Annotated in this window: 14 protein-coding genes; 5 read left to right on the forward strand and 9 right to left on the reverse strand. The window is 58.6% G+C overall.

Annotated features, from left to right (window positions below):
* Positions 1-57 precede the first annotated feature (57 nt).
* Entirely contained in the window at positions 58-1,077 is a 1,020-nt protein-coding gene (gene argF, locus AC6BYQ_RS20205; RefSeq protein ID WP_498057438.1) for an ornithine carbamoyltransferase, read from the reverse strand.
* A 162-nt stretch (positions 1,078-1,239) separates the two neighbouring features.
* Between argF and rraB the strand changes: the two genes are divergently transcribed.
* Positions 1,240-1,665 carry a ribonuclease E inhibitor RraB gene (gene rraB / locus AC6BYQ_RS20210; protein ID WP_004933365.1) on the forward strand — a complete coding sequence of 142 codons (426 nt, stop codon included), beginning with the start codon at positions 1,240-1,242 and terminating at the stop codon, positions 1,663-1,665.
* Between the two features lie 177 nt (positions 1,666-1,842).
* Entirely contained in the window at positions 1,843-2,607 is a 765-nt protein-coding gene (miaE, locus tag AC6BYQ_RS20215; protein WP_015376459.1) for a tRNA isopentenyl-2-thiomethyl-A-37 hydroxylase MiaE, read from the forward strand.
* Positions 2,608-2,622: 15 nt separating this feature from the next.
* Here miaE and AC6BYQ_RS20220 read toward each other — a convergent pair whose 3' ends face one another.
* The 5 genes from AC6BYQ_RS20220 to pepA all read right to left on the reverse strand — a co-directional run bounded on the left by AC6BYQ_RS20220 (position 2,623) and on the right by pepA (position 10,242).
* Positions 2,623-4,230, reverse strand: a complete 1,608-nt coding sequence (locus tag AC6BYQ_RS20220) for a GMC family oxidoreductase (RefSeq protein ID WP_498057439.1) — start codon at positions 4,228-4,230, stop codon at positions 2,623-2,625.
* Between the two features lie 227 nt (positions 4,231-4,457).
* Positions 4,458-4,961 carry a GNAT family N-acetyltransferase gene (locus tag AC6BYQ_RS20225; protein WP_498057440.1) on the reverse strand — a complete coding sequence of 168 codons (504 nt, stop codon included), beginning with the start codon at positions 4,959-4,961 and terminating at the stop codon, positions 4,458-4,460.
* A gap of 199 nt (positions 4,962-5,160) precedes the next feature.
* Entirely contained in the window at positions 5,161-8,037 is a 2,877-nt protein-coding gene (locus AC6BYQ_RS20230) for a valine--tRNA ligase (RefSeq protein ID WP_063918055.1), read from the reverse strand.
* Between the two features lie 12 nt (positions 8,038-8,049).
* On the reverse strand, positions 8,050-8,499 hold the full coding sequence (locus tag AC6BYQ_RS20235; RefSeq protein ID WP_019453292.1) for a DNA polymerase III subunit chi: 450 nt from the start codon (positions 8,497-8,499) through the stop codon (positions 8,050-8,052).
* 231 nt (positions 8,500-8,730) lie between these two features.
* Entirely contained in the window at positions 8,731-10,242 is a 1,512-nt protein-coding gene (gene pepA / locus AC6BYQ_RS20240; RefSeq protein ID WP_004933352.1) for a leucyl aminopeptidase, read from the reverse strand.
* 282 nt (positions 10,243-10,524) lie between these two features.
* On the opposite strand from pepA, the gene lptF reads away from it, so the two are divergent.
* Entirely contained in the window at positions 10,525-11,619 is a 1,095-nt protein-coding gene (gene lptF / locus AC6BYQ_RS20245) for an LPS export ABC transporter permease LptF (RefSeq protein ID WP_019453291.1), read from the forward strand.
* On the forward strand, positions 11,619-12,689 hold the full coding sequence (lptG, locus tag AC6BYQ_RS20250; protein ID WP_019453290.1) for an LPS export ABC transporter permease LptG: 1,071 nt from the start codon (positions 11,619-11,621) through the stop codon (positions 12,687-12,689). The genes lptF and lptG overlap by 1 nt, the downstream gene beginning before the upstream one ends.
* A gap of 61 nt (positions 12,690-12,750) precedes the next feature.
* Here lptG and AC6BYQ_RS20255 read toward each other — a convergent pair whose 3' ends face one another.
* The gene (locus AC6BYQ_RS20255) at positions 12,751-13,509 is read right to left on the reverse strand and encodes a DeoR/GlpR family DNA-binding transcription regulator (RefSeq protein WP_498057475.1); all 759 of its coding nucleotides are present in this window, start codon (positions 13,507-13,509) and stop codon (positions 12,751-12,753) included.
* 189 nt (positions 13,510-13,698) lie between these two features.
* Between AC6BYQ_RS20255 and AC6BYQ_RS20260 the strand changes: the two genes are divergently transcribed.
* Positions 13,699-14,415: a helix-turn-helix transcriptional regulator gene (locus tag AC6BYQ_RS20260; protein ID WP_033636878.1), complete on the forward strand. Its 717-nt coding sequence runs from the start codon at positions 13,699-13,701 to the stop codon at positions 14,413-14,415.
* On the opposite strand, the gene AC6BYQ_RS20265 is transcribed toward AC6BYQ_RS20260, so the two are convergent.
* Together AC6BYQ_RS20265 and AC6BYQ_RS20270 are read right to left on the reverse strand one after the other, a co-directional pair.
* Complete coding sequence (locus AC6BYQ_RS20265; protein ID WP_080352413.1) at positions 14,416-15,108, reverse strand: acyl-homoserine-lactone synthase; 693 nt, start codon at positions 15,106-15,108, stop codon at positions 14,416-14,418. It abuts the gene before it with no gap.
* Positions 15,109-16,326: 1,218 nt separating this feature from the next.
* Positions 16,327-16,719: a VOC family protein gene (locus AC6BYQ_RS20270; RefSeq protein ID WP_498057441.1), complete on the reverse strand. Its 393-nt coding sequence runs from the start codon at positions 16,717-16,719 to the stop codon at positions 16,327-16,329.

The following is a 16,719-nucleotide window of genomic DNA, read 5'->3' on the forward strand; positions in this document are numbered from 1 at the left end:
ATTCCTGGAATATATTAGCCGCCCTGGCCGGGGGCGCCAGGGCGGAGGGGGGGATTGTCAGAGGGTGTTGCTCAGCGTAGCGACCAGCACCGCCTTGATGGTGTGCAGCCGGTTTTCCGCCTGATCGAACACCACGCTGTGCGCCGATTCGAACACCTCGTCGGTCACTTCCATGCCGCCGTGCAGATCGTACTGCTGCGCCATCTGCTTGCCGAGGGTGGTTTGGTCGTCGTGGAACGCCGGCAGGCAGTGCAGGAACTTCACGTTCGGGTTGCCGGTCAGCTTCAGCATCGCCATGTTGACCTGATACGGCCGCAGCAGCGCGATACGCTCCTGCCAGGTCTCTTTCGGTTCGCCCATCGACACCCAGACGTCGGTGTAGAGGAAGTCGGCGTCTTGCACCCCTTCGGCGATGTCTTCGGTCAGGATGAGCTTCGCGCCGGTTTGCTGCGCCAGCGCCTGACACTCGGCCACCAGCTCCGGCTGCGGCCAGCAGGCCTTCGGCGCCACCAAACGCAGATCCATGCCCGCCAGCGCGGCGGCTTCCAGCAGCGTGTTGCCCATGTTGTTGCGCGCGTCGCCGACGTACGCCAGCTTCACCTCGCTCAGCGCCTTGCCCGGCAGATGCTCCTGTACGGTGAGCAGATCCGCCAACAGCTGAGTAGGGTGGAACTCGTCGGTCAGGCCGTTCCACACCGGCACGCCGGCGTGCTGCGCCAGGGTTTCCACCAGCGCCTGGCCGTAGCCGCGATACTGAATACCGTCGTACAGGCGGCCCAGCACCCGGGCGGTGTCTTTCATCGACTCTTTATGGCCGATCTGGCTGCCGCTTGGGCCGAGATAGGTCACCTGTGCGCCCTGATCGAATGCGGCAACTTCGAAAGAGCATCGCGTACGGGTCGAGTCTTTTTCGAAGATGAGCGCAATGTTTTTGCCCTGAAGCCGGCGCTGTTCCTGCCCCAGCTTTTTGGCCTGTTTCAGATCGGCCGCCAGCTTCAGCAGCGCCTGCAGTTCGGCGGGGGTGAAATCCATTAACCTCAGAAAGTGACGTTGGTAGAACGCATTGCCGGTGCTCATAGTCCGATTCCCTGATTGTGTAATTGAATTAAAATTCACTTTATATGTATGAATATTCAATTTCAACCCCGGCATGGAAATCTTTCACGTTTATCGTGGAAGCAACGTCGGCGGTGTGTGAAAATAGAAGGAATGAAGGCCATTTGACTTGAGGATATAGGCATGGCAAACCGCGAATTGCTGGAAGAACAACGTGAAGAGACCCGCCTGATCATCGAAGAGCTGTTGGAAGACGGCAGCGATCCGGACGCGCTCTACACCATCGAGCACCATCTGTCCGCCGAGAAATTTGAGGTTCTGGAGCAGGCCGCCGTTGAAGCCTTCAAGCTGGGCTACGAAGTGACCGACGCCGAAGAGCTGGAAGTGGAAGACGGTTCGCTGGTGATGTGCTGCGACGTGATCAGCGAAGTCGGCCTGAACGCCGAGCTGATCGACGCCCAGGTAGAGCAGCTGGTGGCGCTGGCGGAACGCTGCGGCGTCAACTACGACGGCTGGGGCACCTACTTCGAAGATCCGAACGGTGAAGACGGTGAGGATGACGAAGACGGCGACTACATCGACGAAGACGACGACGGCAAACGCCACTGATTAACCCCGCTTATTCACATGGGCCGGTTCTCGCCGGCCCCTGATATCCCCGTCGTCTTTCAAGCTGCAGCGTTGTTGGCTGCACTCTCTCACCCCAGTCACTTACCTGAGTAAGCTCCTGGGGATGAGTGAGCTGGCCGCCTGGCTGCAACTTGAAATACATAGGGCAATGACGCCATGACATACCAATCCCTGTTAGCCCCGATTTTAAGCTTCCTGCACTGTGAAACTCCCGACGCCTGGATCGACGCCGCGCGCCGTCCGGAAAACCTGCAGCTGTTGTTGACCGACCATCTGGTGTGCGAGCTGAAAGCCGCGCAGACCGGCATGTGGCTGATCCGCCGCTACGTGGCGGACAAAGAGAGCGGCGACGCGCTGTTGGCGCTGCTGCGCCCCTACGAGGCGTTTCTGCACGAAGCGCAGGGCGCGCCGGACACGCTGTTCCGCCAGGGCCAGTTTACCCGCAAGATCCTGCCGAAAAACGGCTCGGCCTACGGCCAGGATCTGGCGGATCGCATGGTGCTGTTGATCAAGGAAGAGCTGCATCACTTCTCGCAGGTGCTGGAGATCATGCAGGCGCGCGGGATCCCGTATCGCAAGATCACCGCCAGCCGCTACGCCAAGGGCATGATCCGCGAGATCCGCACTCACGATCCGGCGACGCTGATCGACAAACTGATCTGCGGCGCCTACATCGAAGCGCGATCCTGCGAACGTTTCGCCAAACTGGCGCCGCACCTGGACGACGAGCTGAACCGCTTTTACGTCTCGCTGCTGCGCTCTGAAGCGCGCCACTATCAGGACTACCTGACGCTGGCCGAGCAGATCGCCGGCGGCGACATCAGCGAACGGGTGGCGCATTTCGGCCGCCTCGAAGCTGAACTGATCCTGTCGCCGGACAGCGAGCTGCGCTTCCACAGCGGCGTGCCCGCCGCCGCCTGAGGTTGAGGCGCGCCCTTACTGCGGCGCGCCCAGCAACAGATCCACCGCCTTTTCCGCCAGCATGATGGTCGGCGCATTGGTGTTGCCGCTGGTGAGTTGCGGCATCACCGAGCAGTCGATCACCCGCAGCTGTTCAAAACCGTGCACCCGCAGCTGCGGATCGGTCACCGCGTCCTGCGGCGACGGCCCCATGCGGCAACTGCCCACCGGGTGATACACCGTCTTGCAGAAGTTTCGCACGAACTCTTCCAGCTGCGCCTCATCGCGCGTCCACTCCGGCTGCGGCATCAGCAGATCTTTGATCAGCGGCTTCAGCGCCGCGGTTTGCAGGAAGCCGAGGCCGAACTTTACCGCGCGCACGCTGCCGGCCAGATCGTCCGGGTGGCCGAGGTAGTTGGCGTGCAGCTTGACCGGATCGCGCGGGTTGCTGCTGCGCAGCAGCACTTCGCCGCGCGCCTTCGGCTGCAGGTAGCCGACCTTGAGCGTGAAACCGTGAATGTTCGGCAGCGGTTCGCCGGGCACGTCGTCCCAGCTGTCCAGCAGCGGCAGGAAGTGGATCTGCACGTCCGGCCGGCCGTCGCCCTGGCTGTCGGTAAAGGCGGCGCCTTCCAGCACGTTGGACGAGAGCACGCCGCTGCGAAACGCCAGCCACTGCGCACCGTGGCTCAGCGCCTGCAGACCGCGATCGGCGCCGAACAGGCTAATCGGCTCGCGGGTGCTGACGTTGATCGACATGTGCAGGTGGTCGTGGAAGTTTTTGCCCACCGGCAGATCCGCCCGCACCTCGATGCCCAGTTGCTGCAGGTGGTCGCGCGGGCCGATGCCGGACAGCATCAGCAGCTTCGGCGAACCGACCGCGCCGGCGCTGACGATCACCTCTTTGGTGGCGCGCGCGGTGACTTCCGCACCGCCGTTTTGGCTGTAGACCACGCCGGTGGCGACGTTGCCCTCGAAGGTCAGCCGGTGCGCCAGGGCGTTCAGTTTCACCACCAGCCGCCGTTCGTCGCGCACCGCCTTCAGGTAGGTGCGGGCGGTGCTGGCGCGCTCGCCGTTGTGGGTGGTGGTTTGGTAGAAACCGACGCCGTGCTGGCTGTCGCCGTTGAAGTCGTTGCGATAGGGCAGGTTCAGCTCCTGGCCGGCGCGGATAAACGCCATGCTGAGCGGGTGGCGGTAGCGATTCTCGCTGACCGGCAGCAGCCCGTCGGCGCCGTGGTAGTCGTCGGACAGGCTTTCGTTGGCCTCGGCGCGTTTGAAGTAGGGCAGCACCTCGCGGTAGCTCCAGCCGGTGCAGCCGTAGCGTTCGGCCCAGTCGTCGTAGTCTTGCGGCTGGCCGCGCAGGTAGATCATGCCGTTGACCGAACTGCTGCCGCCTAGCACCTTGCCCTGCGCGATCTGCATGCGGCGGTTGTTGGCGTGCGGTTCCGGCTCAGTCTCATAAGGCCAGCTCTTTTTGGCGATGATCTTGGCCACCCCGGCCGGCATCTTGATGAACAGGTTATTGTCGTCGCCGCCGGCTTCCAGCAGCAGCACCCGCGCCTGCGTGCGGCGGATGAGCTGCGCCGCCAGCACGCAGCCGGCGGAACCGGCGCCGACGATGATGTAATCAAAAATATTTTCCGACATGACAGCTCTCCGTGCGCGATTGAGATACTGGCAGAGTAACGCGGGGGAAAAGGCGGTCAATTTACGATCGTTAATTTATTAACGAACTTCACATTAAATTTACATCGTGGTTTTTAACGTCAGTTTATCTGCTTGAAAAACGGCGTTATAGCGAGTTTTACTGATTGATTGCGATATTAATAAAAAAGGCGCAGCAAGCTGCGCCCTGATGAAGAGGCGGGGGGCGATTACAGCGTTTTCAGCATGGTGACTTCGCAATCGACGTGGCCGGTGGTGCCCATCGCGTGATCGATGTGTTCGAAGCCCAGGTGTTCGTACAGCGCAACGGCCTGCGTCAGGCTGGCGGTGGTCTCGAGGTAACAACAGCGGAAGCCGTGCTGGCGGGCGAAATCCAGCGCCTGCAGCGCCAGGCGTTTCGCCAATCCCTTGCCGCGCAACACCGGCAGGAAATACATTTTCTGCAATTCGCAAATATCGTCTGCGCCACCCTGCAGCGGCGCGATGCCGCCGCCGCCGGCGACCTGGCCGTCCACCTCGATCACCCAGTAAGCGCTGCGCGGCAGGCTGTAGAGCTGATACAGGGCGTCCAGATTGGGATCGGAGACGGTATAGCCTTTATCCGCCGTCAGGCCGTGCTCGGCGGAGACTTCGCGAATGACGTGAGCAATGGCGGGATTGTCTTCCGCCGTGATGGGGCGCACCAGCAGGCGCGCCGGGGTTGCTGTTGTCATGTTTACACTCGCCATTGAAAGAGACCACGTTCGTTTTTCGTTTTTATCGCAGCGCGAAACGCGCCGGGGTTATTTCCCGGCGGCGTCCTTGCGGCAGTAATATCTTGTAATAACATCTAACCCGGCCCGGATGCAACGGCGATAAAAAAACAGCGGGGCAGACCCCGCTGTTTTTCAGGCGTTGGCGTGAGCCGGTGGATTACAGCGCGGCGATGGTCGCCTGCTGTTCCTGCAGCTTCACTTTGCCTTCTTTGCAGGCCGCCAGACGATCGCGCTCTTTGGCAACTACCGCTTCCGGCGCGCGCGCCACGAAGCCTTCGTTCGCCAGCTTGCCTTCGATCGAAGCGATTTCCGCATCCAGCTTGCCCATCTCTTTCGCCAGACGCGCGATCTCGGCGTCCTTGTCGATGAAACCGGCCATCGGGATCAGCAGCTCGGCGCCGTCCACCAGTTTGGTGACGGAGACCGGGCCTTTCTCACCGGCCGGCAGCAGCGCGATGGATTCCAGACGCGCCAGACGGGCGATAAAGCTCTGGTTCTCCTGCACGCGGCGCTGGGCGTCGGCGCTGCAGTTGCGCAGCAGCACGTCGAGCGCTTTGCTTGGCGCGATGTTCATCTCGGCGCGAATGTTGCGCACGGCGATGATGGTTTGCTTTATCCACTCCAGATCGTTCAGCGCCTGCTCGTCTTCCAGCGCGGCGTCGTAGGCCGGGAACGGCTGCAGCATGATGGTGTCTGCGGTCGTGCCGGTCAGCGGCTTCACGCGCTGCCAGATGGTTTCGGTGATGAACGGAATGATCGGGTGCGCCAGGCGCAGCAGCGCTTCCAGCACGGTGATCAGCGTGTGGCGGGTGCCGCGCTGTTCCGCTTCGCTGCCGTTGCTCACCACCGGCTTGGTCAGCTCCAGATACCAGTCGCAGAACTGGTTCCAGGTGAATTCGTACAGGATGTTGGCCGCCAGATCGAAGCGGTAGGTATCCAGCGCTTCGCGGTAGGCTTTCACCGTGCGGTTGAATTCGGCCAGGATCCAGCGATCCGCCAGCGACAGCACTTTCTCGCCGCCGTTGAAGCCGCAGTCGTGCGCTTCGGTGTTCATCAGCACGAAGCGGCTGGCGTTCCACAGCTTGTTACAGAAGTTGCGGTAGCCTTCCAGGCGCTTCATGTCCCAGTTGATGTCGCGGCCGGTCGAGGCCAGCGCCGCCAGGGTGAAGCGCAGGGCGTCGGTGCCGTGCGGCTCGATGCCGTTCGGGAACTGCTTCTCGGTGCGCTTGCGGATCTTCTCCGCCAGCTGCGGCTGCATCATGTTGCCGGTGCGTTTTTCCAGCAGATCTTCCAGCGAGATGCCGTCGACCATGTCCAGCGGATCGATCACGTTGCCTTTCGACTTGGACATCTTCTGGCCTTCGTCGTCGCGGATAAGGCCAGTCATGTAGACGGTCTTGAACGGCACCTGCGGCTTGCCGTTTTCATCCTTGATGAAGTGCATGGTCAGCATGATCATGCGCGCGATCCAGAAGAAAATGATGTCGAAGCCGCTGACCATCACGCTGGTCGGGTGGAAGGTTTTCAGCGCCTCGGTCTGCTCCGGCCAGCCCAGGGTGGAGAAGGTCCACAGGCCGGACGAGAACCAGGTGTCCAGCACGTCTTCGTCCTGGGTCAGCACCACGTCGGCGCCCAGGTTGTTCTCGCTGCGCACTTCTTCTTCGCTGCGGCCCACGTAGACTTTGCCGTTCACGTCGTACCAGGCCGGGATGCGGTGGCCCCACCACAGCTGACGCGAGATGCACCAGTCCTGAATGTCGCGCATCCAGCTGAAGTACATGTTTTCGTACTGCTTCGGTACGAACTGGATTTCGCCCTGTTCGACCGCTTCCACCGCCACTTTGGCCAGCGGCGCGGTGCGCACGTACCATTGGTCGGTCAGCATCGGCTCGATCACCACGCCGCCGCGATCGCCGTAAGGCACCGTCAGGTCGTGCGGTTTGATCTCGTCCAGCAGGCCCAACTGGTCGAAGGCGGCCACTACCGCTTTACGCGCCGCGAAGCGCTCCAGGCCACGGAACTCGGCCGGGATCTCGTTGCAGTAGTCGGTGCAGACTTCGCCCAGGGTGTTGAACACTTCCGCTTCCTGACGGATGTCGCCGTCGAAGGTCAGAATGTTGATCATTGGCAGGCCGTGACGTTTGCCGACTTCGTAGTCGTTGAAATCGTGCGCCGGGGTGATCTTCACGCAGCCGGTGCCTTTTTCCATATCGGCGTGCTCGTCGCCGACGATGCGGATGCGGCGGCCGACCAGCGGCAGAATGATCTCTTTGCCGATCAGATCTTTATAGCGCGGATCTTCCGGGTTGACCGCCACGCCGGTATCGCCCAGCACGGTTTCCGGACGGGTAGTGGCGACCACCAGATAGTCTTTGCCCTCGGCGGTTTTCGCGCCGTCGGCCAGCGGGTAGCGCAGGTGCCACATGGAACCTTTGGACTCGCGGTTTTCCACTTCCAGATCGGAGATGGCGGTGCGCAGCTTCGGATCCCAGTTCACCAGGCGCTTGCCGCGGTAGATCAGGTCTTCTTTGTGCAGACGGACAAACACTTCGCGCACCGCGTTCGACAGGCCTTCGTCCATGGTGAAGCGCTCGCGCTCCCAGTCCACGGAGTTGCCCAGACGGCGCATCTGACGGGTGATGGTGCCGCCGGATTCCGCCTTCCACTGCCAGATCTTGTCGATGAACGCGTCACGGCCGTAGTCGTGGCGGGTTTTGCCTTCTTCCGCGGCGATCTTGCGCTCTACCACCATCTGGGTGGCGATGCCGGCGTGGTCGGTGCCCGCCTGCCACAGGGTGTTTTTACCCTGCATGCGCTGATAGCGAATCATGGTGTCCATGATGGTCTGCTGGAACGCGTGGCCCATGTGCAGGCTGCCGGTGACGTTCGGCGGCGGGATCATGATGCAGAAGCTTTCCTGGCTGGTGTCGCCGTTCGGCTTGAAGTAACCCTGATTCTCCCAGTGATCGTACAGCTTCTGTTCGATCTGTTTTGGGTCGTATGCGGTGTCGAGCTGACTGTTTGTCTTTTCCATTCTTTATCGTATTCAGTGAGTTGGCGGCGTAGCCGTGGTCAAATGGAAGCCGACGCTGCGATAGGCCTTGTAACGGTCGCGCGCCAACTGTTTCAGAGTGTCTTCGTAAGGAACGAAGTCTACCACTTCATGGAAAGCGGTAGCAAAATCGGCAAACTGCGGCAGCAGGGCGATCAGCAGATCGCGCGGGGCATTGCCGCGCTTGCCGGGCCAGCACAGTTCCACCGGCGCGCCGTAGTGCGGCCCTTCGCCGGCCAGGTTGTGCGGCACGAATTCATGCGGCTCGCGCTGCCACAGCGCTTCGTCCAGCCGCTGGGCCTGCTCCTGGCTCTCGCAGGCGATCAGCACCCGCTTGCCGGCACGCCAGCGTTCGGCGGCAACGGCGCAGGCCACGGCCTCATGGGCGCTGAGCGCACCTGACGGTTCCGCGTTGTCGAGCAAATAAAACGTCGCCTGTTTCATTAAGGATCCACCGCTGCCGATAAAAAAACAGGGCACAACATGTAGGTTGCGCCCTTTTTGGGAACGGAGCAGATAACTCTACCCCTTCGCTGCTGAGAGGATTATATACCCAATAGATTTCAAGTTGCAGCTAGGCGGCAAGTTCGTTCATCCCCAGGAGCTGACATCAAGTCAGTGACTGGGGTGAACGAATGCGGCCAACAACGCTGCGGCTTGAAAGATGAAGGGTATTTAATCGTCGCCGTTCAGGCCTGCACGGTTCAGTAAGAACTGCGACAGCAGCGCCACCGGGCGGCCGGTCGCGCCCTTGGCTTTACCGGAGCGCCAGGCGGTGCCGGCGATATCCAGGTGCGCCCAGGTGTACTTGCGGGTGAAGCGAGACAGGAAGCAGGCAGCGGTGATGGCGCCGCCAGGGCGGCCACCGATGTTCGCCATGTCGGCGAAGTTGGAGTCCAACTGCTCGTAGTACTCGTCGGCCATCGGCAGGCGCCAGGCGCGGTCGCCGGCCTGCTCGGAAGCGCCCAGCAGCTCGTGCGCCAGCGGGTTGTGGTTCGACATCAGGCCGGTGATGTGGTGGCCCAAGGCGATCACGCAGGCGCCGGTCAGGGTGGCGATGTCGATCACCAGCTCCGGCTCGAAGCGCTCGACGTAGGTCAGGGTGTCGCACAGCACCAGACGGCCTTCGGCGTCGGTGTTCAGCACCTCGACGGTCTGGCCGGACATGGTGGTCAGCACGTCGCCCGGACGATACGCCCGGCCGCCCGGCATGTTTTCACAGCCGGCCAGCACGCCGATCACGTTCAGCGGCAGGTTCAACTCCGCCACCACGCGCATCACGCCGTACACGGTCGCCGCGCCGCACATGTCGTATTTCATCTCGTCCATGCCGTCGGCCGGTTTGATCGAGATGCCGCCGGAGTCGAAGGTCAGCCCTTTACCGACCAGCACGATCGGCTTAGCGTCCGGATTTGGGTTGCCCTTATATTCCATCACCGACATCAATGATTCGTTCTGCGAACCGGCGCCGACTGCCAGATAGGCGTTCATGCCCAGCTCTTTCATCTGCTGTTCGCCGATGACGCGGGTGGTGATGTTGGTGCTGAAGGCGTCCGCCAGCTGACGGGCCTGCGAGGCCAGATAGCCGGCGTTACAGATGTTCGGCGGCATGTTGCCGAGATCTTTGGCCGCCTTGATGCCGGAAGCCACCGCCAGGCCGTGCTGGATAGCGCGCTCGCCGCTGGTGAGCTCACGGCGGGTCGGCACGTTGAACACCATTTTGCGCAGCGGACGACGCGGCTCCACCTTGTTGCTTTTCAGCTGATCGAAGGTGTAGAGCGTCTCTTTGGCGGTTTCCACCGCCTGACGCACTTTCCAGTAGGTGTTGCGGCCTTTCACGTGCAGCTCGGTCAGGAAGCAGACCGCTTCCATCGAGCCGGTGTCGTTGAGGGTATTGATGGTTTTCTGGATCACCTGCTTGTATTGGCGCTCATCGAGCTCGCGCTCTTTGCCGCAGCCGATCAGCAGGATGCGCTCGGAGAGAATGTTGGGCACATGGTGCAGTAGCAGCGTCTGCCCGACCTTGCCTTCCAGTTCGCCACGGCGCAGTAATGCGCTGATATAACCATCACTGATTTTGTCGAGTTGTTCTGCGATAGGGGACAGGCGGCGCGGTTCGAAAACGCCGACTACAATACAGGCACTGCGCTGTTTTTCCGGGCTACCGCTTTTTACACTGAACTCCATGCACTCTCCTGAATCTTAAAGACAAAGGCGGACGCTACGGCTAGAATAACCGACTCCGTAACGATCTCCTGCCATTTGAGTTAACGGATTATGTTAACCTGAACGGCATAAATTGCTCTGTTTTGGCGACTATAAGCAAGTTCCTATAGGACACCCAAACGGCTTGATGTTGTAATACTATTTTAGCTGTGAAGGTTGCCATATGATGAGAATAAATGGCGGATTAACGATGAAATTATCGATTTTCCTGCAAAAAGACAAGTTTTCACAGGCGTAATAAGCGTGATCATCATAAGATATCTGGTACGGGAAACGCTCAAGAGCCAAATCGCCATCCTGTTCATCCTGCTTCTGATCTTCTTTTGTCAGAATTTGGTCAGGGTGTTGGGCGACGCGGTGGACGGCAATATCCCGACAAACTTAGTTCTCTCTCTGCTCGCGTTGGGCGTGCCGAAAATGGCGCAGCTCATCCTGCCTTTGAGCCTGTTTCTCGGCTTGCTGATGACGCTTGGCCGGTTGTATACCGAGAGCGAAATCACCGTCATGCACGCCTGCGGGCTGGGCAAACGCACCCTGATTATCGCCGCCATGATCCTGGCGCTGCTTACCTCTGCGGTTGCGGCGGTGAACGTATTTTGGGCCGGCCCCTGGGCCTCGCGCTATCAGGACGTGGTGGTGAACGAAGCCAAGGCCAACCCGAGCATCGCCGGGCTGGCGGAAGGGCAGTTCAAACCCTCGCAGGACGGCAACGCGGTGCTGTTCATCGGCAACGTGAAGGGCAGCACCTTCAACGACGTGTTCCTGGCGCAGCTGCGGCCGAACGGCAACCAACGCCCGTCGGTGGTGGTGGCCGAGCACGGCAACATCGTGCAGCAGAAAGACGGCTCGCAGGTGGTGACGCTCGACAAGGGCACCCGCTTTGAAGGCACCGCGCTGCTGCGCGACTTCCGCATTACCGACTTCACCGACTACAAGGCGGTGATTGGCCACCGCACCGTGGCGGCGGATAACACCGAATCCGAACAGATGTCGATGCAGACGCTGTGGGAATCCGACGATCCGGACGCGCGCGCCGAGCTGCACTGGCGCCTGACGCTGGTGGTGTCGGTGGCGCTGATGGCGCTGCTGGTGGTGCCGCTCAGCGTGGTGAACCCGCGCCAGGGCCGCGTGCTGAGCATGCTGCCGGCCATCCTGCTGTACCTGATCTTCTTCCTGCTGCAGACCTCGCTGCGCTCCAACGCCGGCAAGGGCAAGCTGGATCCGATGCTGTGGCTGTGGCTGGTTAACGGCGTTTACTTCGCGATCGCGCTGGCGCTGAACCTGTGGGATACCGTGCCGATGCGCAAGCTGCGCGCACGCCTGAGAGGAGCGGCCTGATGTTTGGCGTATTAGACCGGTATATCGGTAAAACGATTTTCAACACCATCATCATGACGCTGTTCATGCTGGTGTCGCTGTCCGGCATCATCAAGTTTGTCGATCAGCTGCGCAAGGTCGGCCAGGGCGAGTACACCGCGCTGAGCGCCGGCATGTACACCCTGCTGAGCGTGCCGAAAGACATTGAGATCTTCTTCCCGATGGCGGCGCTGCTTGGCGCGCTGCTCGGCCTGGGCCAACTGGCGACGCGCAGCGAACTGGTGGTGATGCAGGCTTCCGGCTTCACCCGCCTGCAGATCGCCGGCTCGGTGATGAAAACCGCCATTCCGCTGGTGCTGCTGACCATGGCGATCGGCGAGTGGGTGGCGCCGCAGGGCGAGCAGATGGCGCGTAACTACCGCGCCCAGCAGATGTACGGCGGCTCGCTGCTCTCCACCAAGAGCGGGCTGTGGGCGAAGGACGGCAACGACTTCATCTACATCGAGCGCGTCTCCGGCGATAAAGAACTCTCCGGCGTGAACATCTACCACTTCAACGATCAGCGTCGCCTGGAAACGGTGCGCTATGCGGCTACCGCCAGCTTTGAGAACGGTCTGTGGCAGCTTTCGCAGGTGGACACCTCGGATCTGACCAACCCGAAACAGGTGACCGGTACCCAGACGCTGACCGGCGAATGGAAAACCAACCTCACCCCGGACAAACTGGGCGTGGTGGCGCTGGATCCGGATTCGCTTTCCATCAGCGGGCTGCACAACTACGTGAAGTACCTGAAGCAGAGCGGCCAGGAATCCAACCGTTACCAGCTCAATATGTGGAGCAAAATCTTCTCGCCGCTGTCGGTGGCGGTGATGATGCTGATGGCGCTGTCGTTCATCTTCGGCCCGCTGCGCAGCGTGCCGATGGGCATCCGCGTGGTGACCGGCATCAGCTTCGGCTTCCTGTTCTACGTGCTGGATCAGATCTTCGGCCCGCTGAGCATGGTATACAGCATGCCGCCGGTGCTGGGCGCGCTGCTGCCGAGCATGCTGTTCCTGCTGATCAGCGTGTATATGCTGCTCAAACGCAAGTAGCGGGGCGAGCGGTAGTGAAGAAAGGCGTGGCCGTGGGGCCGCGCCTTTTTTGTTGAAGGGATCAGCCGACGCTTAGCAGCGCAATGCCGGCATCCTGATAGGCCTGCGCGTCTTCCGGCAGGCGATCCAGCACGAGGGCGTCGATCTGGGCAGGGGAGGCGAACTGCGCCAGCGAAGTGTTGCTCAGCTTGGAGTGATCGCACACCACGATCACCTGATTGGCATGTTCCACCATCGCGCGCTTGGTTTCGGCCAGCATGATATCGGCCACGCAGGCGCCCTGTTTCAACGACAGCGCGTTGGTGCCCATAAACGCCTTGTCGATGTTCAGCGTATCCAGCAGTGAACGGCCGTTGATGGCGACCGCGCAGTGATAACCCTTTTTGACGATGCCGCCCAGCAGGATGATCTGGATCGATTCGACGTCTTCCAGGCTCTTGGCGATCATGAAATCGTTGGTAACCACGGTCAGGTTGCGCTTTTGGCGCAGATGGCGAGCGATCTGCAGGGTGGTGGTGCCGGTGTCCAGCACGATGATATCGCCGTCTTCCACCAGGCCGGCGGCCAGTTGACCGATCTGCTCTTTGGCGTTGAGGTTCACCTCTTCACGCTGATCGGAACTGACCTCAAAGCTGGCGCGGGTGCGCAGAATGGCACCGCCGTGGGTGCGCGTCAGCATGCCGGCGTCTTCCAGAATGCGCAGATCGGTGCGGATGGTGGCGCCGGAGACGTTAAAGCGCGAGCTCATTTCCCCCACGGAGAGCTTGCGCTTCTCCTTGAGAATGGCGAGAAGTTTTTCCTGGCGCTCTTCTGCGAACATGCTCACTCATTCACTCCTGACCGGCACAATGGATGTGCGGCTAATATACCTTGCACATCGGCCGCAGGCAAAGCGGCTTGCCGGCTACCGCAGCCGGACTGCCCATAGGAGAATGTGAAGGTTACGGCGCGTCGATCCTTTTTGGTATAGTCTACCCAGCAGCGTATTGGGTAGCGGGGCAGGCAGTTAATGGAATATGAAGAGAATATCAGTCACATTATCAGCAAGCATCTGGAAGCGGCATTAGGCGATTTCGGCGAGCTTATCTGGGCCTACGTGGTGTTATCCAAGAAAGATATGTCATGTATCTTTGGCGTCACCAATTATCCCGGTGAATGGGTAAAGCAATATAAAGAGCAAGGGCTACAATATACCGATCCGGTAGTCATTACGGCGCTCAATCGCCTGACGCCTTTTGCCTGGGATGAAAATCTGATGGCCGGTGCCGGCTTCCGCTTTTCTGAGTTGTTCGAGCAAGCACGCGAATTCGGCGTAGCCGACGGCTATACCTTCGTGTTGCATGATTTTAATAATAATCTGGTGACCCTTTCCTTTACCCTCGCTGCCGAGCGCAAGGCGGAAACCATGCAGATGCTGAATCAGCATAAAGGCGATATTTCATTGCTGTTGGCATCGACCCATGAGATGTATTTGACGCTGACTTCACTGTCCGAAAAAAACACCGCGCGCCAAGAAAAAAACGCCCGTTTTACCGAGAGAGAAAACGAGATCCTCTATTGGGCCAGCGTAGGGAAAACCTACCAGGAAATGGGTATGATCCTGGGGATCAAAACCTGCACCATCAAGTTTCATATGGGGAACATTGTCAAAAAGCTGGGGGTGGCGAATGCCCGGCATGCTATCCGTTTAGGGATGGAACTTCAGCTGATTAAACCGGTGGGGTGATTAGAACGCAGGTTCGTCGCTCAACGGCCAGGCGTTTAGCATGTGCTCGTCTTGCGTATTCAACTTTTTGAATATTCTGTTTTTTAATGCCTCCTGGCTCTGACGATCAACGTGGCCCAACAGCAAATGAACGGGCTCGTTCTTTTCCGATATGCCTGTCTTCAGCAGCGTGACGTTCCAGCCGGAGCTTTTGATGATATGCAACATCGGATGGCTGGAGACGGCCAGTATGCCGTCATAGCCGTGTTGCCGCGCATAGTTGATCAGCGATAAGAACAGCGCCAGAGTCACAGGGAACCGGCGACCCAGCAGTGACTGGGTTCTTTCTTTATCGACGAAAAAGCGTGTGGATTCGATGAAATTCCCTTCTGGAATGACGATGTCATGAAAGAAAGAGGAAAATGCGCTGTTCAGCATATTCTTGTGTTTCATATCAATCATCCTGGTACCACAAACTATCATGTTGTCCTTTACGCCAAATATATAGTTTGTCTTATCATTATCAAACTCATCCAGCTCCTTGCCGTCTGAACAGTTCACGGCCCATTGCAGCCTGTCTTTAAAGACATTTTTCCTTAAAACATAAAGATCTGCTGATTTTTCGGTGCTCATTGATGCGTAGTTGGTGCTGTAAATATTAAACATAATGTTACCTTTGAATAAATTAAGAGAAATAACTTTATCCAGTAACATCAGCGAAGTTTCACTACGAGCATGCCGGTGCGTGAGAATGATAAGGCTTTTTAAGCGATCGGCGCTAACCTTATTATGCCGTGCCGCGAGGCAGTTTCAGGGCAATGGCACAGTGAACACAGCAGGCCGGCGAAATTGAACGGCCTGGCCGATTAAAGACAGGAGAGGATTCCAGAATTGCTATCATGGGCTGCCCGGCCTTGTCTGCCATGGCGAAATATTAACTGGTGATTTTATAATGAATGGTGTCTTAATTATTTTAATAGTGAATTGGTGATATTTTCCTACTGAAGATTTGCCTATAAGGCATGACTGCGTCGTCCCGCAGAGGAATAAGCGTGAAAATGGCGGCCAGTGTGATTTTTACAGTATGTCCTCGGAGCTGTACTCCTGCGTGACCAAGTCCGCTCTTAAAAAATATCTGATAGAGATCACATTATTGTAATGACAGGAACGGTGCTATTTCGTGATGTTTCTGCGGGTATGTTGGGTTGTTGTGTGAAATGAGCCACGTGTAGTGGTCTTGGTAGAACGCCGTGGCGGCTGAGATACTGAGCGAAAAATAGTGCTGGCAGCCGATTTCCGCTATGTGAAATAATAACCTAACTGACCTAATGAAGGTCTAGTAAGGTACTATACTTTAGTCTAACTAGCTTCTAACTCCCTAAGGCGATACACTTTTCTGGTCAGTTCTCGACGAAAAAAACATAAAAAAAACCTGACCTCGTAGGGTCAGGCTGCCAAGATCGGCCAACACCAGGGAAAATTTTCTTACACCATCTTAAAGCTATCAACTCAGCAGAGGCAAGTGTTCTCTGCTGGTTTTTAGCTTTGGGTGGCTGTTTTGTTACGTATGCACGCTATTTTCTGTTGGTTCCAGATAAAATCCCATCTCAACAAATAACATCCCTCTCCTGACAACCCCGTACCCATTGGCTTATTCCAGTCATGACTACCATAAATGAAAAAATATTGTTCCTGGAATGTTGCGCAAACTCATTTTTTATTGGCTGACACATTGTTATGCAATTATTTGCAGTGTTGTCATTGCGGCTGGGGATTATTTGGTGCTGCCCGGTAGGGCGATTGAGGAAATGTAGGCGATGGCCGATAAGGTGCATGGCTATGGCGGTAAAGGCTCGTGAGCTGACAAAAAAAGCGAATGAGGCCCGATGGCTTATAACCGCCATCGGGCCTTGTGCTATGTGGGAAGAAACATTACAGCGGTTGGCTGAACTCCACCCGTTCGCCGTCCGGCCCGGCGATCATCAGATAGCGCACGCCGTTGGCACCGCTGGGTTGCAGTGTCGGCCCTTCAATCACCGGATACCCCAGAGCCGCCAGCCAATGCTGCGTGGCCGCCAGATCGGTGACCCGAAAAGCGATGTGGTCGATACCATAGGTGCTGGCGGGGCGAGTCAGCCCTTCGTCAGGTAACTGGTATAACTCCAGCGTTAGCTCACCTAACTGCAAAAACTGTACGGCGATGGGGCCGCCGAGCGTCAGCGTTTGCTGGGGTTCAAAACCGAGTGAGCGATAGAAGCCGGCGGCTCGTTCGATATCGGCGCAGCGCAGACCGACGTGCATCAACCCGTTAATCCGGTGTGCCAT

The organism is Serratia sp. LTN-2, from assembly GCF_059740205.1.